This window comes from Brevibacterium sediminis (assembly GCF_013623905.1).
Classification (GTDB): domain Bacteria; phylum Actinomycetota; class Actinomycetes; order Actinomycetales; family Brevibacteriaceae; genus Brevibacterium; species Brevibacterium sediminis.
This window is the reverse complement of record NZ_JABKDD010000003.1, coordinates 52,174-72,161: the sequence shown is the minus strand read 5'-3', so window position 1 is coordinate 72,161 and position 19,988 is coordinate 52,174. Positions and strand designations below refer to the sequence as shown.

Here is a 19,988-nt window from a genome sequence, read left to right as displayed (position 1 = left end):
ACACCACCTCGTGAACGTCTCCGATGCGCTCATCGCCGACCAGATCCGTGCCGTCCTCACCGCCGCAGAGACGGGGGACGGGACCGCGCCCATCGTCGAGGCAGGGAACCCGGTCCTCCGGTCCCAGACCCGCCCTTTCGACGGGCAGGTCGACGACGCCGAGCTCGAGCAGCTCGCCGAGGTGATGCGAGCGACCATGCTCGCCGCCCCGGGAGTCGGCCTTGCCGCCCCGCAGGTGGGCATCGGCCTGTCGATGTTCGTCGCCGAAGATCCTGGTGCCCGTGATCCCGAGGTCGCGAAGGTCCGGCAACGGGAGCCGATGCCGCTGAGGGTGGTCCTCAACGCGGGCTGCGAACGCGCCGGAGGTGAGGACGTCGCCTTCTATGAAGGATGTCTGTCGATCCCCGGCTACCAAGCCGTCGTGGCCCGCCCCCGCAACATCGCATTGACGGGCATCGACCTGCAGGGCGACCCCATCGCCGAGGAGGTCTCCGGCTGGTCGGCGCGCATCGTCGCCCACGAGACCGACCACCTATCCGGGATCCTCTTCCTCGACAAAGCCGAGATGCGATCCCTGGCGACGAACGAATCCGTGGCGAAGTTCTGGCACCAGCCCTCGACACAGAAGGCCGCCGCAGAACTCGGCTTCTCCTTGCCTTCGGGCATGGTGATGTGAACCTCCGCCGCGGTCGCCGGTCCGGATACCGCCGAGACTGTTGACCGCTCTCATCTGCGTCACAGGCGGGCATGTTTCGATAAGGACATGCGACTTCCCGTCATCCCCCTTCGTCATCACCGAACCGTCCGTACCGCTGCCGCACTCGGCACCGGCGCCCTCGCGCTGGTGCGCCGCCGCGACGTCTCCGCCGAACGCCAGACCGGCCTGAGAGCGGGAACCGCCCTGGCCAATGCGGGCCTGACCTGGCTCACCGGGTCCCGGGCCTTCCTCGGCAAGGTGGGCGGATCGAGCGGCATCGACGAATTCCTCGGAGCCTTCTCCACCAGAGGGAGCGGTCCCGTCCGATATGCTTCCTCTCCTGCGCACATCTCTGACGTCGGAGTACTCGACGGCGATGCCGCCGCGGATACTTGGTGGGACGAACAGGCGAGCGTGACTTCCCCGGCGTTCCTCAATGCGGTCACCGCGGCAGCAGCGGGAGCGGCCTCATGGGCGCTCTGGCCGCTGACGGAGCGGCTGGCGGAGGCTATCGATGCGAAACTGCCGACGGGCGTCGGCCGAGGTCTCAATGCCGTCGTCAACGGCGGGCTCGTCGCGGTGACAGCGGTCCTCATCGACAAGGTCGAGAAATGGACCGACGACGTCGAGGACTTCGACTACGCGCCGGTCGAGATCGAACTGCCCACCCGCATCCGGGAGTCGGTGAACCTCCTGTTGTCACAGCCGCATCCCGTCGCACAAGCCACCGCCGAGGCAGTGTCCGAGCAGCTCGACACCGCGCGCTTCTTCGTCTGGGTCACCTACCCGAGAGCTGAGTATCCGGGAAACGAGCCGATCATTCTGGACCCCGACCGGCTGGCCGAGATCATCAGGAACGAAGACATCGAGAGCATCCACGTCTACCCCGCAGCATCATCCCCGCGGGTGGTCCCGGCAACGCAGACATACCCGGTCGTTGGGATCAGGCACAGCGCGGACCAAGATGGGGGAGAGACGGCTGAGAGGGAACTGAGTCTGAGCATCGTCAACGGCTATCTCGACGCCATCTCGTTCAGCTCGCCTGATTCAGATTTCAGGGTCTCCGAGGATCTTCCCGAGGACTCTGTGCCGGGAACGCTGCATCCCGAGGGCCTCGAACAGGAGTCAGACTATGCGGGCTACTCGAACAGCTTCGAGATCCTCGACGAGGACGAACATGTGACCGTGCTGGCGACGTGGCCTGCCCCCGATCAGCTGACCTTCCGCGCCGATGGCAGCTGATCGTACCGCTGGGGCCGGGAATAACCTGCTCGCGTCATCGTTATACGTTGCATGAGCGATCTTCGTACCCTCACCCTCGGCGCCGGCTGCTTCTGGTGCCTCGACGCCGTCTACCAGCGGACCACCGGCGTGAGAGAAGTGATCTCCGGCTACACCGGCGGACACACCGACAACCCCGGATACCGTGAGGTCTGCTCCGGGATGACCGGCCATGCCGAAGCCCTGCAGGTGACCTTCGACGCCGACATCGTTCCCGAAGACGTCATCCTCGGCCTGTTCTTCACCGGCCACGACCCCACGAGCCTGAACCGCCAGGGCTACGACGTCGGCACCCAGTACCGGTCGGCCATGTTCTATCGCGACGAGACCGAGAAGCAGCACTTCGCCGAGGCCATCGAATCCGCGCAGAACCTGTTCGACGATCCGATCGTCACCACCCTCGAACCTCTCGGTACCTTCTATCCCGCCGAGGCGGTCCACCAGGACTTCTACACCGCGAACCCGGACAACGGCTACTGCCGTGTCATCATCGACCCGAAACTGCACAAGGCCCGCACCGCCTTCGCCGAATGGGTGAGCTGATGGGCAGTCACAAAAAGGACAGATGCAAGAAGTCCAAACACAAGGACCGCAAACGGTCCAAGGACTCGGGCAAGGCCTGCGATGTGACGAAAGACCGCGTCCGTGCCCACTTCCTCGACGGCAACACCGGACCATGGGCGAAGAGCCTGGCCGCGCAGAAAGCCCAGAACATCCAGGGCGCACAGTTCGATGTGTCCCCGCGGGACGGGGCTCACCCCACCGAGGCGGCCGCCGCCTCGGCGAGTGACCGCACCTCAGCCGTGACGCCCACTCGCCGCGGTCCCGACTACTCAGCGCCGTCGTCGATCGACATCGTCGCCGATCCCGTCCTCCACGCCCTGAGCACCCGACGGTCGATCTCAAAGGTCGACCCGGTGACCCCGAACGACTCCGACCTGCTCGAGATCATCCGATCGATCTCCTCGGTCGCCGACCACAAGTCACTGCGCCCCTGGCGCTTCCTCATCATCCGCGGAGACGACCGGCACCGCCTCGGCGACGCCCTCGACGAAGCCGCCGGCGTCGTCCGCAAACCCGGCGAGACCAATACGAAGCCGCTGCGGGCCGAACTTCTGCTCGCCCTCGTCTCCTCACCGGTCGAACATGACAAGGTTCCCGAATGGGAGCAGCACGCGACCGCCGCTGGTGCCGGCCACCTGCTCGAACTCGCCCTGTGGCAAGCCGGCTGGGGAGTCATGTGGCGCTCGGGAACCCTGACGAACACCGAACCGGTCCGCCGCCTCCACCGCCTGAACGATCATGAACTGCTCATGGGCTGGTTCTACATCGGAGCCGTCCCCGAACGCTACCGACAGCGCCTGACCACGAGCACTCGCCCCCTGCCGAAGCCCGAACAGTTCCTCGATACCCTGTGAGCACTCCCGACACCGACACTCCGGAAACGCGCCGCCTGCCCAAGGAGATCTATGTCCTCGTGGCAGCGGCCTTCATCGTTGCCCTGGGCTACGGAATCATCGCACCCGTCCTGCCGCAGTTCGCGGCGAGCTTCGACTTCGGGGTCACCGCCGCAACCATCGTCGTCTCCTCGTTCGCATTCTTCCGGTTCGTGTTCTCACCCTCATCCGGGCGCCTCGTCGATGCCTTCGGCGAACGCCGCATCTACATCACCGGTCTCCTCATCGTCGCAGCCTCCACCGCGGCCGTCGCCTTCGCTCAGAACTACTGGCAGCTGCTGATCTTCCGCGGACTCGGCGGCATCGGCTCGACGATGTTCAGCGTCTCCGCGATGGCGCTCATCGTCCGCCTCGCCCCGATCGACGCCCGCGCGAAGGCATCGTCGACGTATGCGACCGCATTCCTCGTCGGCAATATCGCCGGACCCGTCCTCGGCGGTGCCATGGCCGGATGGGGGATGCGCATTCCGTTCATCATCTATGCCGTCGGTCTGCTCATCGCCGCCATCGTCGTCCGCGTCTTCCTCGCCTCCACCGCATCCTTCGGCTCCTCGACGAAATCCGGGCGTGCCCGGCTGGAAGCGGAGAAGGACAAGCAGCAGCAGGAAGTCATGTCCTTCCGGGAAGCCTGGAAGGATTCGGCCTACCGGTCGGCGCTCATCTCCGCCTTTGTCCAAGGCTGGTCGGCGATGGGCATCCGCGTGGCCATCTACCCGCTCTTCGCCATCCAGGCCCTTAAGGCCGATACCGCCGTGGCCGGACTGGCGCTGACCATGTTCGCCATCGGCAATGCCTCGGCCGTGACGGTGGTCGGACGCTTTGCCGACACCGTCGGGCGCAAACCCTTCATCCAATGGGGCCTGTTCGTCCTCGGCGTGACCACCGCGGCGCTGGCCTTCATCGATTCGATCTGGCTGTTCTTCGTCTTCTCCATCATCGCCGGGATCGGCTCCGGCCTGGCCAACCCCGCTCAGCAGGCCACCGTCGCCGACGTCATCGGCCGCGACCGCAAGGGCGGCCGAGTGCTCGCCCGCTACCAGATGGCCCTCGACGGCGGAGCCATCCTCGGCCCGATCATCGCCGGAGCCGTCGTCGATCACTTCGACTACTCGTGGGCGTTCCTGCTCACCGGTGTCCTCGGCATCGTCGCCGCGGGCCTGTGGTTCTTCGGCCGTGAGACCCGTCCCCGCCGACCGGCCGGCGTTCAATAGCCTGCCGACAGCTCGGCGCACCGGCAACAGCTCGGTGCACGGACCGAGCTGTTGCCGGTTCACCGAGCTGTCGCACGAAACGCGATGCGTCGGGATTCTGGTTCCGAAAAGTCAGGTTTTCCTCATGTGCGGTTCAGGGGACACTCACTAGGATGGTTGGTTGAGTCGGCGTTCTGCGTCGTCGCCCTGTCTACGACAAAGAAAGTCCCCCTCGTGAGTTTCCTGACCCGGCTGAGTCTGAAGAACCGGGCGCTCATCGCGCTCATCTCCGTCGTCGCCATCATCTTCGGCGTCATCGGTGCCGGTGCTCTCAAGCAAGAGCTCTTCCCGTCCCTCGACAACCCACAGGCCACGGTCACCGCCTCCTATGAAGGAGCCACCCCCGAGGCCGTCGAATCCGAAGTCACCGACCCACTCGAAGGGGCGCTGACCGCACTGCCCGAGGTCGAGGACATGACCTCGACCTCCTCGGCGGGCAGTTCGCAGATCACCGTGAGCACGAAGTACGGCGACGACTCCGATGACGTCGTCCGTGCCCTGCAGCGCGCCGTCTCCCAGGTGCAGCCGACCCTGCCCGACGGGGTCGAACCGAACGTCATGATGATGGGCACCGATGATATTCCGGTGCTCGCCCTGTCCGTGACCTCGGATGCCGATGAAGACCAGCTGGCGGCGAATCTCGAAGACATCGTCGAACCGGAGCTGAAGAAGGTCGACGGCGTCTCCCAGGTCCAGATCGCCGGAGCGAAGACCAAACAGGTCGAGATCAGCATCCGCCGCGACGACCTCGAGGACGAAGGAGCCAACCTCGACGAGGTGGCCGGAATCCTCCAGTCCAACGGTGTGCCCACCTCGGCCGGTGAGCTCAAGGGCGACGACGGCGCGGCCCCGGTCGAGGTCGGCACCCGCATCCGCTCGATCGATGCGATCAAAGACCTCGTCATCTCCGGCAAGGACGGGCCGATCCAGATCTCCGACGTCGCCGACGTCAAACTCGTCGACGAGCCGATCGAGTCGATCTCGCGCACCAACGGCGAACCCTCGCTGTCCGTGTCGGTGATGAAGGAATCCGACGCGAACACCGTCGACGTCTCTCACGCGGTGGCCGACAAGCTGCCCGAACTCGAGAAGATGATGGGTGACAACACGGAGTTCGTCTCCGCGTTCGACCAGGCCCCGTTCATCGAACAGTCCATCCACGACCTGCTCAACGAGGGTGGGCTGGGCCTGATCTTCGCGGTCCTCGTCATCCTCGTCTTCCTGCTCTCGGTGCGGGCGACGATCATCACCGCCATCTCCATCCCGCTCTCCCTCCTCATCGCCATGATCGGGTTGTGGATGGGCGGGGAGACCCTCAACATGCTCACCCTCGGTGCGCTGACGATCTCCGTCGGCCGCGTCGTCGACGACTCCATCGTCGTCATCGAGGCGATCCGCAGACGCCACGCCTCCGGCGGCGACAAGTTCTCGAACATCCTCGCCGCCGTCTCCGAAGTGGCCGGTGCCATCACCGCATCGACGCTGACCACGGTGGCCGTGTTCCTGCCGCTGGCATTCGTGACCGGGCAGACCGGAGAGATGTTCCGGCCCTTCGCCCTGACCGCGACCATCGCCCTGCTCTCGTCCCTGTTCGTGGCACTGACGATCGTGCCCGTCCTCGCGTACTGGTTCCTGCGTCAGCGTGAAGCGAAGGTCAAGCTCACCCGTGCGGAGAAGGCGGAGATCCGTCGCAGCCGCAAGTCGATGCTGTCGCAGTGGCGGGCAGAGAAGAAGGAAACGAAGAAGGCCGACAGGAAGCGCGACCTCGTCGCTGCCGGTGCCGAAGCCGAGGACACCGGTCCTCGAGACAGTGTCGAATCGTTCCCGCGCGCTGATGCCTCCGCACAGGCCGGTGCCACGACTCGAACCGATGCGACCGGAGTGGCAGCGGGCGGACCGCGCTACGGCGAATCCGAAGACGGAACGGAAGCGGTCGACGAGCTCGCCGGAATGCATTCGCCGGTGACGCGACTGCAGAAGACCTATATGCCGGCCATCGGGTTCTCGACGAAGCACCCGATCATCATGATCCTCATCGCCGTGCTCGTGCTCGCAGGCACCGGAGCGATGATCCCACAGCTGAAGACAGAGCTCTTCGGCGACACCGGGCAGGACTCACTGCAGATCTCGCAGACCTTCGACCCGGGCACCGACCTCGATGAGGCCTCGGAACAGGCGAAGAAGGTCGAGGACATCCTCGCCGACGAATCCGATGTCGACAACTACCAGTTGTCGCTAGGCGGCACGTCGTTCGGCTTCACCGACGATTCGTCGCTGACGGGCACCTATATCGTCAACACGAAGTCCGGAGTCTCGGCGCAGTCGATCTCCGCAGATCTGCAGAAGCAGTTCGACGGCCTCAAGGGCGCCGGCGACGTCGAGGTGGCAAGCCAGAGCTCGACCCCGGGTGCGCAGACCATCGACGTCACACTCACGGCCACCGATTCCGAAGAACTCGAGGACGCGACGAACAAGGTCAGCGACAAGCTCGAGGGCGTATCGTCGGCGCAGTCGGTGACGAGCGATACCGCCGCGGTCCAGCCCGTGATCGAAGTCAAGGTCGATCATGAGAAGGCCGCAGAGGAGAACCTCACCGAGGCGGCCATCGGCCAGTATGTGCAGCGTGCCATGCATGGCCAGCAGATCGGTGAGGTCGTCATCGACGATGTCTCCCATTCGGTGCTGCTCTTCGATCGCAATGCCGACACCGTGGAGAAGCTGCGCGAACTCAAGATCCCGGGCAAGCCGGAAGAGACGGCTCCCGCTGGAGGAGCCGGCGCAGGTGCGGCAGGCGGCGCCGGTGGTGCGGCCGGAGGTGCCGGTGGCTCAGGTGACGCCGGCGCGGCCGGTGGTGCCGGAGGTTCGGGTGACGCTGGTGGTGGCGGAGGCGCTGGCGGTGCCGGCGGCGCAGGCGGTGCTGGTGGTGCGGCCGGTGGTGCCGGTGCGACAGGCGGCGATCCGAATGCTGGTGCTCCTGTGACCTCGGAGCCGCGCTTCATCGAACTCGATGAGGTCGCCGACGTCAAGGAGGTCAAGACCGCACCGACGATCCGCCACACGGATTCGCAGCGTTCGACCACCGTGTCCGTGACTCCGGAAGGCGATGACCTCGGAGCCGTGTCGACCGAGGTCCAGTCCGCCCTCGACGAGGTGGACCTGCCGGATACGGTGTCCGTCGACACCGGCGGTGCCACCCAGGAGCAGAACGAAGCGTTCTCGCAGTTGGGGCTGGCGATGCTCGCGGCGATCCTCATCGTGTTCGTCATCATGGTCGCCACGTTCAAGTCGCTGCTGCAGCCGCTGATCCTGCTGGTCTCGATCCCGTTCGCAGCCACCGGTTCGGTTGCGCTCTCGCTCATCACCGACACCCCGCTGGGGCTGACGTCGATGATCGGTCTGCTCATGCTCATCGGCATCGTGGTGACGAATGCGATCGTGCTCATCGACCTCATCAACCACTTCCGAATCCGCGGGGTCGATCTGCGTACGGCCATCGTCCACGGTGCCAGGTTGCGTTACCGTCCGATCCTCATGACTGCGGCCGCCACGATCTTCGCTCTGCTGCCGATGGCCCTCGGGCTCACCGGCGGGGGAGTGTTCATCTCGAAGCCGCTGGCGATCGTCGTCATCGGCGGACTGGTCAGCTCGACGCTGCTCACGCTCATCCTCGTGCCCGTGCTCTACCTGCTGCTCGAAGGGGTCAAGGAACGCCGAGCCGAGAAGAAGTACGTGAAGAACATGGCTCGCGGCGAGGTCCTCGATGCCGCCGAGGCACGGGCACATGAGCGGGAGACCGCCGCTGTGCCAGCCGGTGCCGGGGCCGCTGCCGTCGGTTCCGACGACACCCTGGCGCAGGCAGAAGGGGAGGTCCCCACCGTGGCGACCGCACCGACCGCGGACTCGACGTCCGCGGATTCGGGCAGAGCCGCCTCGACGTCGGGTGGGTCGACGGACGCCGACCGCCTCGGTGACCGCCGCGACGACGAACCGACCGGCAGCTACGGACGCGACTACGACGGGATCCGGGGCGATGGGCCGGGAACGGACTTCACCCTGCGCAGCCAGCAGCCGCGTCGTGATGACGGGGACGGCGAACCCAAACACTGACCCGTCCCGGCTAGAGTTGAGTCCATGACGACCGAGCTCGAACCACAGGAGAGAAAGCGCCTGTGGTTCGAGCTCGGTCTCATTGCGGCCCTGTCCCTGGGGCAGGCATCCGTCTATGCGATCGTCCGTCTGGCAGACATCGCCACGCGCGGACCGATCAGCGACGCCCAGGCCAAGCTCAACACCTCGATCTCGCCCCGGCCGGCCTTCGACCTGATCTACCAGCTTCTCGACATCGGCTTCACCCTCGTGCCCGTCGCCCTCGCGATCTACCTGCTCAGTCGAGACCGACCGGCCCTGCCGCTGCCGATCAGGCTCGGAGTCGACGGGCACCGACTGCGCGACCTCGGTCACGGTGTACTCATCTTCCTCGTGATCGGCATCGGCACCCTCGGGGTGTACGCGGGCGGCAGGGCACTGGGGATCACTGCCGAGATCCAGCCGTCCAACCTCGGCGACCATTGGTGGACGATTCCCGTGCTGCTGCTCTCGGCCGCGAAGAACGGAATCCTCGAAGAGGTGCTCATCTTCGGCTTCGGGGCGCTGCGACTGCGGCAGCTGGGCTTCGGGCCCTGGCCGATCATCATCTCCCTGGCGATGTTCCGCGCCAGCTACCACCTCTACCAGGGCATCGGCCCGTTCATCGGCAACGTCGTCATGGGCATCATCTTCGGCTGGTACTTCCTGCGCAAGGGCAGACTCATGCCGTTGGTGTGGGCGCATGTCATCATCGACGCCGTCGGATTCCTCGCCCCGGGAGTGCTCGCCCTCGTCGACTTCGGCTGAGTGCTGCAGGCGAGGTCGGGACAGGCGAACGGGACACTCATTCCTCCCTCCGGGTTCACCTCTGATTCACCGACGGGTAGTTCCAGGGCCGCTTGCCGGTGACAGTCTCGATCGGGTGAGTCCTTCCGGTTCCGCCCTCTGTACCGGGTGGGCCCCGGACTGGGAAGATACCCGATACAAGGAGAGAATCGATGCGAACCTTTCTGCCGATGGCCGACCATGTGCGTGGCAAGCGCAGCCCCGTCACGTGCGCACTGAAGTGCGACAACGCCTGCCTCAAGGCCACCTGCAACACATCGGCAAATGGGTATTTCCGCGATATCGTCAATGCGAAGCTCAGCCGTCGCGCGGTTCTCGGTGCCTCGGCTGCAGGTGCCTTGGCCATCGCAGTGACCACCGCACCGAGTCCGACCGCACGCTCTGCCGCCGCAGCCACCGCAGGCAGTCTGGCCTTCACCGCCATCGACCCGGTCCAGCATGAGGTCGACGAATTCGTCGTCCCCGAAGGCTACTCCTGGCATCCGATCGTCCGCTGGGGAGACCCCTTGTTCCCCGACTCTCCGAAATTCGACCCGGAGAATCAGAGCCCAGAGGCGCAGCGCCGCCAGTTCGGCTACAACAACGACTTCCTGTCCATCCAGATCGACCCCGATGACTCCAACCGGGCCGTGCTCTTCGCCAACCAGGAATACACGAACGACGCCATCATGTACCCCGAGGACATGGACGGAGCCGATCAGCGGGCGATCAGCCGCGAAGCCCACGGACTGACCGTTGCCGAACTCATCCGCACGGACGAGAAGTCGACGTGGACGATCGATGTCAACGGAAAGAAGAACCGCCGGTTCCTCATCGACACCGAATACGAGTTCACCGGTCCCGCCGCCGGTTCCGATCTGCTGCGGACGAAGGACTACCCGAACGGTGACAAGGCGCAGGGCACTCTCGGCAACTGCTCGGGCGGGCTCACGCCCTGGGGCACTCTGGTGTCCGGTGAGGAGAACTTCAACTCGTACTTCAAGGCGCAGGGCACCTCGGCGGCCGATAAGCGCTACGGTCTCGACAGCGAAGACTCGGCCAACGGGTGGGAAGCCGATGTCGACCGATTCGATACGAACAACCCGGGCTACGCGAACGAAGCGAATCGCTTCGGCTGGATCGTCGAAGTCGACCCCTGGGACCCGAAATCCACCCCTCATAAGCACACGAACATGGGCCGCTTCAAACACGAAGGGGCGAACATCACGATCTCCGATTCGGGCCACGCCGTGGCCTATATGGGAGACGATGAGAAGTTCGACTACCTCTACAAGTTCGTCTCGAAGGACACTTACGTCGAGGGCGATCGCGAACACAACAAGACGCTGCTGACCGACGGCGACCTCTACGTCGCGAAGTTCACCGGTAACTCACCGAAGTCCGAGATCGACGGCAGCGGTGAGGTGCCCGCCGACGGCGAGTTCGACGGCAGCGGACAGTGGCTTCCGCTGGTCAAGGACGGCAAGTCGCAGGTGTCCGGATTCTCCGTCGAAGAGGTCCTCGTCAACACCCGCCTGGCCGCCGACAAGGTCGGACCGACGAAGATGGACCGCTGCGAAGACGTCGAACCGAACCCGGTCAACGGCCGCATCTACGTCGCCTGCACGAACAACTCTGACCGCGGCACCGACGGGAAGGCCGCCGCAGATGAGGCCAATCCGCGCACGGAGAACCGCGACGGGCACATCGTCGAGATCACCGAGCGCTCCGGCGACCATACGGGCACCGAATTCGATTGGACGCTGCTGTTGGTCTGCGGAGACCCGAAGCAGGGCGACGCCACCTACTTCTCCGGCTTCCCCGCCGATCAGGTCTCACCGATCTCCTGCCCGGACAATGTCGCCTTCGACACCGCCGGAAACCTGTGGATCTCCACCGACGGTGCTCCCGACGGCATCGGCTATTGCGACGGGCTGTTCAAGGTCACGATCGACGGTGACCAGCGCGGCCGGGTCGAACAGTTCCTGTCCGTGCCTCGCGAAGCCGAGGTCTGCGGACCACTCGTCCACGATGAATATGAGTCAGCTTTCGTTGCGGTCCAGCACCCAGGTGAGGACGGCTCCTATGCCGATCAGCACTCGCAGTTCCCCGATTATGTCGACGCGACCGATGTCGACAAGGGAGTGGCCGCGATGCCGCGGCCCACGGTCGTGCAGGTCATCAAGGGCGACGGCGGATCGGCACCGGACCCGACTGAACCGCCGAAGGACCAGGACTCCGACGCCGACGGCACAGATGAAGGGGCGAAGGACTCGGACGAGAACGGCAGCTCAGATGGTGCCGGAACGGGTGAGGACACCGATGCCAAGGGCGACAGGACCGGAACGGACGCCGACAGCTCCGGATCGACTGCCGGGTCGCAGGACGGTGCGAAGGATGCCGCGGCAGCTGGTGCGGCCGCGAGCGCCGGAAGCGACGGCGGCTCAGGTTCAGGCGGCTCCGGCGGATCCGGCTCGGGCGGCGGTTCTTCGAACGGCGGCTCGGGTTCAGGCGGGTCCGGTTCAGGCGGGTCCGGGTCGGACGGCGGTGAACTGCCGTGGACCGGTACTGACAGCACTCTGCCGCTGCTCGGCGGCGGAGCAGGTCTCCTCGCCGTCGGCGGTGCGATGGCCACAGCCGCTCATCTGCGTCGGAAGAACGCAGACGGGACGGAAAGCGAGCAGGACTCGCCGACGGAGTTCCAGGGCGACTTATGACTCCAGGACCATAAGCTGAAGAAGGCCAGAGGCGACACTGCCTCTGGCCTTCTTCGACTCCGCAGAGTATGCGGACGCTGATGTGCTCAGATGGTGACGGGGCCGTTCTCCGTGTTGAAGCTCACCGACATGATGCCCGGCGTCCCGTGTGGTGCGGACCAGTCGATGTTGATCTCAGAGATCGGCTTGGCATCCTGAGTGCCCAGCCAATCGCGGAGACGATCGCGGTCCCCGGCGATCTGCAGGGTGTCGATGTCGACGCCCTCATTCGTCTTGTACGTCGACGGGTGCTGCGAGGAGTCGGCGGACCACTTGATGAAGAACGGCAGCTGGGGATCGGCGATGAGCCCCTTGACACCGATCTGCAGCCACCGAAGTTCCAAACCGGACTCCGGCGTGCGGTTTCCATCGACAGCCTTGCGCTCGAGGCGAGTTTCGACTGCGGTGAGATCGTCGACCGAGACGCACCAGCCCATCCAGCCACCGCCGAGCTCGGAACGAGCCCGGACCGCCTGACCGAAGGGCGTCGAGAGAGCGGCCGGATGCTCCAAGGCTTCCACGACTTCGAGGTAATGGCCGTTCGCTAGGGGGAAGATGAGGTTTCTGGTGCCGAATCGAGGATGCACACCGCCGTCGTAGGGAGCCACTCCGAGCTTCTCCGCGATCCGCTCGGCGGTCGCACGATAGCCGTCAGGTTCACTGGCGTATGACACATGATCGAGTTTCATGACTCGACAATCGCATAACCTGGCTCACACTGCCCCTTAGGCTTACCTAAGAAATCGTGATGGTCATCACGCTGCGGCCCCGGCCGGGGCCAAAACGAAACCGCCCGGATGTCATCATCCGGGCGGTCGCAGTCCAGCGCTGAGTTCTCAGCGCGGTGAGAGGGGAGGGACTCAGTGGCCCTCGGCCTTGAAACGCTCGATCGAGGCGTTGATCTCGGCCTCGGCGGCTTCGCGGCCGGCCCAGCTCGAACCCTTGACGTACTTGCCGGGCTCGAGGTCCTTGTACCGGGAGAAGAAGTGTTCGATCGAGTCGAGCATGAACTTGTCCACGTCCGAGATGTCGGTGTAGGAGTCCCAGCGAGGATCTCCGGCGGGCACGGCGAGGACCTTGTCGTCGCCTCCGGCCTCGTCTTCCATCTGGAACATGCCGATGGGACGGATGTCGATGAGCACACCGGGGAACAGCGGCTCGGGCAGCAGCACGAGCACATCGAGAGGGTCGCCGTCGTTTCCGAGCGTGTCCTCGATATAGCCGTAATCAGCGGGGTACTGCATCGAAGTGTAGAGGTAGCGATCGAGCTTGACCCGACCGGTCTCATGATCGACTTCGTACTTGTTGCGGGACCCCTGGGGGATCTCGATTGTGGCCAGCAGTTCCATAGTGCTCCTTCACGTTAGGGGTGCATCACTAGAATAGATGGTACAAGTCCCCGTCACCGCCCACCGACGGCGACCGCCTCACGGTCGTCGAGGAATGAGAGCCTGCGTTTGAACGACACCGATGCGCCGCAGAACCCGTCGGACTCCGGCTCCCCGCGCCGCGACCGCAGAGAGGCGACCTCGCGGCGGAAGAAGGGCGGTGCGATCACCGCAGGGATCATCGTCCTCGCGCTCGGTGCCTATGCCGCCGTCGACGCCTACGACCTCGTGCCCGGCCTGCCCGGCGTGCTGACCACCGAACCCCAGGTCGAGGTCCAGACCGTGCCCACTCCGCAGGCCCACGCCCAGCAGGTGCCCGCCCCCGCCTCGGCGGTCGACGATTCCGCTCCTGTGCCCACACAGATCCCGAAGACGATCGACGCCGTGCTCAAGGATTCGAAGGTCAAGGGCTTCGGCCTCGAGGTTCGCGACGGGATCAGCGACGACGTCCTCTACGCGAAGGACGAGACGAAGCCGCGCACTCCCGCCTCCGTGACGAAGGTGCTCACAGCGGCCGCCTCACTGTCCGCGATCGGCGGGGAGACGCGCCTGGCGACGACGACGGACTTCGACGCGGACACGAACACCCTGACGCTGACCGGCGGCGGCGATGTGCTCCTGTCGGCCGGAGACTCCGATCCCGGTTCGGTCAACGGGCACGGGGGACTGCGGACCCTGGCCGAAGACACCGCAGCAGCGCTCGAAGACCAGAACGTCACCGAGGTGGCCCTCAACCTGGATGCGAGCCGCTACGTCGGCGAGGACTTCGACTCCGGCTGGTCCCGGTCCGATATCGCCAAGGGCGTGATCACTCCGATCCAGCCGATCATGGTCGACACCGCCTACGTCGGGTCGAAGAACGCCGAATGGCGGGGGCGCAGCGAACACCCGGCCAAGGACGCGTTCTCGATCTTCGAAGAAGAGCTGAAGAAGACCGGGATCACCGTCACCGAGGCGACCGACCGGTCCGAATCCGAGGCGCCGTCCGAGAACCCGCAGGAGCTCGCCCGGGTGGAATCGGCGACGATCTCCGAGATCGTCGAATACGCCCTCGTGCACAGCGACAACGTCGTCGCCGAGATGCTCGGCAACGAGGTCGCCATCGCCCAGGGGCAGGACGGCAGCCTCGAGAACGGTCCGAAAGCGGTCCTCGAGGCCCTCGGCGAATCCGTCGACCTCGGGCGCACCCACCTCGTCGACACCTCGGGGCTGTCCTATGACAACCGGATCGCCCCGCACGATCTCACGACCGTCCTGCAGGCCTCGGTCGTCGCCGATGACTCGCTGGCCGGGCTCGTCAGCTACTTCCCCGTCGGCGGACTGACCGGCACCCTGCACGACCGATTCCTCGACGAGAGGAACGCCTCAGGGGTGGTGCACGCGAAGACCGGAACGCTGTCGACCGTGACCTCCCTGGCCGGGGGAGTGCTCGACGCGGAAGGCCGCTACCTCGTATTCTCCATCCAGATCGACGACGTGGATAAGGACAAGATCTTGGAAGCCAGAAAGACCGTGGACGATATCGTCACAGCCCTCGCGAACTGCGGCTGCCGATGATCATCGACGAGCACTTCGCCGCCCGCACCGCCCGTGAGCTCGTCTCCGCGGCGAAGGTCCCCGAACCGGGTGTGCTCGACGGACTCGTCGAGGGGATGAAGGACAATGCGCTGACCGCCCAGGACCTCGTGCTCGACTCGTTTCTGCTGCCGCCGGAGCACGCCGATGATGTGCGCGGACGGCTCGCCGCCGGTTCCGTGCTCGTCCTCGACCAGGTCAGCTGGGTCAAAGCCAACGCGCAGTCCGTCAATGGAATGCTCGACGAGGCGGCCCTGCCCGCCCCGGTCAGCCCCGCCACCGCGAAGGCCGGCGCCGTCGAGGTCGCCGGGGTGCTCTCACTCCTGTCGACTCGCGTGCTCGGCCAGTTCGACCCCTTCGCCGTGGAGACGGGACGGCTGATGTTCGTCGCCGCCGCCGTGCTCATCGCCGAGAGGGCCATGGACGTCGATCCGCGTGACTTCCGCATGTGGGTGGCCCTCCACGAAGCCACCCACCAAGTGCAGTTCGCGACCGCGCCCTGGCTGCGCGAACATATGCGCACCCTGCTCTCCGGAGCCGTGTCGACCCGACTGACGATGCCGGGGATCGGCGGGATCGTCGACCTCTTCGCCACCCTCGGCCGCATCGTCAAGGGCGAGGCCAGCATCATCGACCTCATCCGTGACGAGAACATGCGCACCGCACTCGACGAGGCCACCGCGATCCTGTCCCTGCTCGAAGGCCACGCCGATGTCGTCATGGACGAAGTCGGAGCCGGTGTGATCCCGAGCGTGCGCCGGCTGCGCCGCAAATTCGAGGCCCGCCGCGATGCCGCCCAAGGCGGGTTCCTGACGAATCTGCTCGGAATGGACCTCAAACTCGCCCAATATCGCGACGGAGCGAAGTTCGTCCGTGCCGTCCGCCGCGAGGTCGGACAGTAGGGCTTCTCCCGCATCTATGCCGAACCCGCGAACCTGCCGTGCACGGCCGAAATCCACGAACCGCAGCTCTGGCTCGACCGTGTCCACGGCTGAGGGGCCGCGCAGCGCATCGTCGCCGAGGCGGCCGACCCTCGACCCGGCCAGCGCAGCCATCCGCAATGCCGTGCGCGCAGCGCTCGCCGTCGCAGAATCGTCTGTCCCGGGCCTCATCGTCGCAGTGTCCGGGGGAGCGGATTCGATGGCGCTGCTCCACGCGACCGCATTTCTCCATCGACGCGGTGAGATCCGGGCCCGTGCCGTCACCGTCGACCACGGCCTGCAGACCGTCACCGCCGAGGTGGCCGACCGGGTTGCTGTCACCGCCGAATCCTGGGGCGTACCCGCCGAGGTGATGAGGGTGAGCATCGATGCCGGCGAGGAAGGCCTCGAGGCCGCGGCGCGCACCGCCCGCTACGCGGCCCTCGAAACCGCTCGGGCCGCGGCCGGAGCCGACTGGATTCTCACGGCCCATACGCGCAGCGACCAGGCAGAGACCGTTCTGCTCGGCCTCATGCGCGGATCGGGCACCCGGTCCCTGGCCGGGATGAGCCCGCTGGCCGGTCGCCTCATGCGTCCGCTGCTCGGCCTCGACCGAGACCGGACCGAAGCGTCCTGTCAGGCACAGGGCATCGAGATCTGGAACGATCCGATGAACGCCGACACCGCGTTCACCCGAGTCCGGGCTCGGCAGCTGCTGGCCGGACTCGAAGCCCAACTCGGCCAACCGATCACCGCGAACCTCGCCCGCACCGCCGACCTCTGCCGAGCCGACGCCGATTTCATCGACGCCCACGCCGAAGCAGCAGGGCAGACGATCCGCGGAGCCGCCTCGGTGCCGGTGGAGGTCTTCACTGCGCTCGACGATGCCGTGCTCAGCCGCGTCGTGCGCGACTGGGTGATCTCACTCGGAGTTCCCGGACAGAACCTCGGAGCGGTGCGGGTCGCCGAACTCTGTGCCCTCATCTGTGACCGCAGGCGCGGTCGACTGTCCCTGCCCGGGGACACGGAAGTCGTCGTCTCCGACGGGCGGGCCGTGTTCCAACCGGCCGCGAAGGCCCGCTGAGACTCAGCTCAGCCGCGGCCCGCCCGCCAGTTCGCCGCCGGAGGCGATGAGTCGACCGCCCTTGAACACATCCCTGTCCCTCGGGCAGTCCATGATCGCCGAGGTGACCGTGTTGGCGTCGACGAGCACGAAGTCCGCGGGAGCGCCCACCGCCAGACCGAACCGGGAATCGTCGACCAGAGCCGAACCGTCGGAACGAGCACCGGCCAGGACCTGCGCTCCTCCGCGTGAGGCGATGTCGAGACAGCCTTCGATGTCTGCGTCTGCACGGAATCCGTTCGTGAACGCCAGCTGCCAGGTCCGGCGCAGCAGATCGCCGTCACCATAGGGACTCCAGTAGTCCCGCTGACCGTCCTCGCCGAGTCCCAGAGCCATTCGGCGCTCACGGATGAGACTCTGCGGCAGCGCACCCTTGGCCGGGGCAACCGTCGTCAGGGCCACTCCCGCCTCGGCGAGGACATCGAGGATCCGAGCGACCTCGGGTTCCGGGTTCGTGTTGAGCGCGAAGGCATGGGAGACCGTGACCTGCCCGGCCATGCCCGCGGCTCGAGTACGCGCAGCGATCTCCTCGAGCGTGAAGAGTCCCGCGGTGCCCGCCTCGTGGAGGTGGATGTCGATGCCCTTGCCATGCTTCTCAGCCAGGCCGAAGACGACATCGAGGTGGGAGACCGGATCCCGGTCGTAGAGCAGCGGATCGAGTCCGCCGACGAGGTCCGCGCCCTCGCTCAGAGCCGCATCGAGCAGCTCTTCGACGCCCTGCTCGTGCACGATTCCGGCCTGCGGGAAGGCAACGATCTGGAAGTCGAGGACATCGGCATGAGCCTCGAGCGCGGCCCTGACCCCGCGGAAGCGCTCGAGACCGCAGTCGGCATCGACCTGTGCGTGTGAGCGGATGCGCGTGCCTCCGGACGCGATGATCTTCGCAATTGCGTACGCGGCCTGATCGGCGACGCTGCGTTCGCCCTGCCGCCAGTTCTCGCGATCGTTCATGATGTACCCGTGCAGAGTGCCGTCGGCGGTGTGCGGACGGAACGTCTGGCCCATCCGATTCGAATCCAGATGAGCGTGGACATCGCCGAGGCCAGGCAGCAGGATCCGCCCCGCTCCATCGATGACCTCGGCCCCGGTCGATGTCGTCCCGGTCGCCGGTGGCGCGGAATCGGGGGCGGCATCCTCGGCGGGGGAGAGGCGAGAGAACCGTCCCTCGGTGATCTCGACATCGACGGCGGGAGCATCGGGGGTGCGAGGGAACAGGCGCACATTCTTCACAACGATCATGTGCTCAGCCTACGACCGTCAGACGGTATACCATCGGAAGCTGTGCCTGTCTGCGTGCCTCTATGGGGCCGCGGCCCGCGCGCACGACGACTACAGCGGTCTGAAAGGATGAGGCCATGACGACTTCGCCCGTGCAGGGATTCCGACGCAACCGCGGCCTCGACGTTCTGGCCCTGGCCTGCCTCGTCCTCATCGCCGCCTCGCTGCGCCCAGCCGCCTCCTCCCTGGGGCCCGTTCTCTCCGAAGTCAGCGACGGATTCTCCCTGGCCGAATGGCAGACCGGTCTGCTCACGGCTCTGCCGGGACTCGTGTTCGCCATCTGCGGCACCATCGCCGTACCCCTGCTCAAGCGCCTCGGTCTGTTCTCAGCTCTGGCCTTGAGCTCCGCCCTCATCGTGGCAGGCATCGGTCTGCGCGCCATCGTCACCGAATGGGTGGCCTTCGCTCTGCTCACGGTCCTCGCCCTGGCCGGAATGTCGATCGGCAACGTCATCCTGCCGGTCTACGTCAAGTCCCGCTTCCCGCACCGGCCCACCCTGGGCGCGACGACATTCACGGTCTCGCTCGGCCTCGGTTCGATGCTGCCCTCGCTGCTGACTGCGCCCCTGGCCGAACAGTTCGGCGGGTGGCGCTTCGGTCTCGGCTTCTGGCTGGTCCTGCCCTTGTCCGCGCTCATCACCTGGACTGTGCTGCGGACACTGAAGTCCGTGCCCGTCCTTTCCGGACAGGCCGCGGAGCCCGGTGGGCAGCAGGAGGAGGCGCCGCCTCGGCGAGCGGTTTTCACCTCGCCCAAGGCGCGGTATATGGCCATGTTCTTCGGCCTCCAATCGGCTAATGCCTATCTCCAGTTCGGATGGCTGCCGCAGATCTACCGCGACGCCGGACTCGACCCCTTCCTCGCCGGGATCATGCTCACGATCGTCACCTTCGGCGGTCTGCCCGGCGGTTTCCTCGCCCCGCAGATCATCGTCCGGGGCATCGCCCCGCGCGCCTTCCTCGTCTCCTTCGGGGCCAGCGCCGTCGCCGGCTATACCGGACTGCTGCTCAGCCCGGTCAGCCTCCCCTGGCTGTGGGCGGCTCTGCTCGGATACGGCGGATTCGCGTTCCCCGCCGCGCTGGCGCTCATCACCTCCCGCACTCGCGAGGTCTCCGTCACCGCCTCGACTTCGGCGTTCGTCCAGTCCTCGGGCTATGTGCTCGCCGCACTGTGCCCCCTGGCCGTGGGCGGACTGCTCGGGGTCAGCGGCGGCTGGCAGGTGCCGCTGTGGTTCATGGTCATCATCTCCGCACTCATGGCGATCACCGGTTGGCTGTCGGCCGGTCCGGGGACCGTCGACGACGAACTGGCACCGACATCCGGGCCCACTGGCACCGGTGAGGCAAAGTGACCC

Annotated in this window: 15 protein-coding genes; 12 read left to right on the top strand and 3 right to left on the bottom strand. The window is 66.1% G+C overall.

All coding sequences use genetic code 11. From position 1 onward, the window contains the following. Window positions 1–10: 10 nt before the first annotated feature. The 8 genes from HK108_RS06430 to HK108_RS06395 all read left to right on the top strand — a co-directional run bounded on the left by HK108_RS06430 (window position 11) and on the right by HK108_RS06395 (window position 12,313). On the top strand, window positions 11–676 hold the full coding sequence (locus HK108_RS06430; RefSeq protein ID WP_139468671.1) for a peptide deformylase: 666 nt from the start codon (window positions 11–13) through the stop codon (window positions 674–676). A gap of 87 nt (window positions 677–763) precedes the next feature. After that, the gene (locus tag HK108_RS06425) at window positions 764–1,939 is read left to right on the top strand and encodes a hypothetical protein (RefSeq protein ID WP_181270905.1); all 1,176 of its coding nucleotides are present in this window, start codon (window positions 764–766) and stop codon (window positions 1,937–1,939) included. Window positions 1,940–1,990: 51 nt separating this feature from the next. Beyond that, complete coding sequence (gene msrA, locus HK108_RS06420) at window positions 1,991–2,521, top strand: peptide-methionine (S)-S-oxide reductase MsrA (protein ID WP_139468669.1); 531 nt, start codon at window positions 1,991–1,993, stop codon at window positions 2,519–2,521. Continuing rightward, complete coding sequence (locus HK108_RS06415) at window positions 2,521–3,396, top strand: nitroreductase family protein (RefSeq protein WP_181270904.1); 876 nt, start codon at window positions 2,521–2,523, stop codon at window positions 3,394–3,396. Before msrA ends, HK108_RS06415 begins: the two co-directional genes overlap by 1 nt. After that, window positions 3,393–4,646, top strand: a complete 1,254-nt coding sequence (locus tag HK108_RS06410; RefSeq protein WP_181270903.1) for an MFS transporter — start codon at window positions 3,393–3,395, stop codon at window positions 4,644–4,646. The genes HK108_RS06415 and HK108_RS06410 overlap by 4 nt, the downstream gene beginning before the upstream one ends. Before the next feature lie 213 nt (window positions 4,647–4,859). Then, window positions 4,860–8,792 (top strand): efflux RND transporter permease subunit, encoded by a 3,933-nt coding sequence (locus tag HK108_RS06405; RefSeq protein WP_229663999.1) that lies wholly within the window; start codon window positions 4,860–4,862, stop codon window positions 8,790–8,792. Between the two features lie 24 nt (window positions 8,793–8,816). Beyond that, window positions 8,817–9,578 carry a CPBP family intramembrane glutamic endopeptidase gene (locus HK108_RS06400; RefSeq protein WP_139468666.1) on the top strand — a complete coding sequence of 254 codons (762 nt, stop codon included), beginning with the start codon at window positions 8,817–8,819 and terminating at the stop codon, window positions 9,576–9,578. Window positions 9,579–9,769: 191 nt separating this feature from the next. Beyond that, window positions 9,770–12,313: a PhoX family protein gene (locus HK108_RS06395; protein WP_181270902.1), complete on the top strand. Its 2,544-nt coding sequence runs from the start codon at window positions 9,770–9,772 to the stop codon at window positions 12,311–12,313. 86 nt (window positions 12,314–12,399) lie between these two features. Here HK108_RS06395 and HK108_RS06390 read toward each other — a convergent pair whose 3' ends face one another. Further along, window positions 12,400–13,041: a VOC family protein gene (locus HK108_RS06390; RefSeq protein ID WP_101545790.1), complete on the bottom strand. Its 642-nt coding sequence runs from the start codon at window positions 13,039–13,041 to the stop codon at window positions 12,400–12,402. Between the two features lie 171 nt (window positions 13,042–13,212). Then, entirely contained in the window at window positions 13,213–13,701 is a 489-nt protein-coding gene (locus HK108_RS06385) for an inorganic diphosphatase (RefSeq protein ID WP_101545791.1), read from the bottom strand. A 108-nt stretch (window positions 13,702–13,809) separates the two neighbouring features. On the opposite strand from HK108_RS06385, the gene dacB reads away from it, so the two are divergent. The 3 genes from dacB to tilS all read left to right on the top strand — a co-directional run bounded on the left by dacB (window position 13,810) and on the right by tilS (window position 17,319). Beyond that, window positions 13,810–15,297, top strand: coding sequence for a D-alanyl-D-alanine carboxypeptidase/D-alanyl-D-alanine endopeptidase (dacB, locus tag HK108_RS06380; protein ID WP_219922243.1), 1,488 nt, complete (start codon window positions 13,810–13,812; stop codon window positions 15,295–15,297). Beyond that, window positions 15,294–16,217 carry an Rv3626c family coenzyme F420 biosynthesis-associated protein gene (locus HK108_RS06375; protein ID WP_229663998.1) on the top strand — a complete coding sequence of 308 codons (924 nt, stop codon included), beginning with the start codon at window positions 15,294–15,296 and terminating at the stop codon, window positions 16,215–16,217. The genes dacB and HK108_RS06375 overlap by 4 nt, the downstream gene beginning before the upstream one ends. 79 nt (window positions 16,218–16,296) lie before the next feature. Continuing rightward, the gene (gene tilS / locus HK108_RS06370) at window positions 16,297–17,319 is read left to right on the top strand and encodes a tRNA lysidine(34) synthetase TilS (RefSeq protein ID WP_229663997.1); all 1,023 of its coding nucleotides are present in this window, start codon (window positions 16,297–16,299) and stop codon (window positions 17,317–17,319) included. 3 nt (window positions 17,320–17,322) lie between these two features. Here tilS and HK108_RS06365 read toward each other — a convergent pair whose 3' ends face one another. Continuing rightward, complete coding sequence (locus HK108_RS06365; protein ID WP_181270900.1) at window positions 17,323–18,597, bottom strand: amidohydrolase family protein; 1,275 nt, start codon at window positions 18,595–18,597, stop codon at window positions 17,323–17,325. A gap of 116 nt (window positions 18,598–18,713) precedes the next feature. On the opposite strand from HK108_RS06365, the gene HK108_RS06360 reads away from it, so the two are divergent. Then, entirely contained in the window at window positions 18,714–19,985 is a 1,272-nt protein-coding gene (locus tag HK108_RS06360) for an MFS transporter (protein WP_181270899.1), read from the top strand. The last annotated feature ends 3 nt before the right edge of the window (window positions 19,986–19,988 follow it).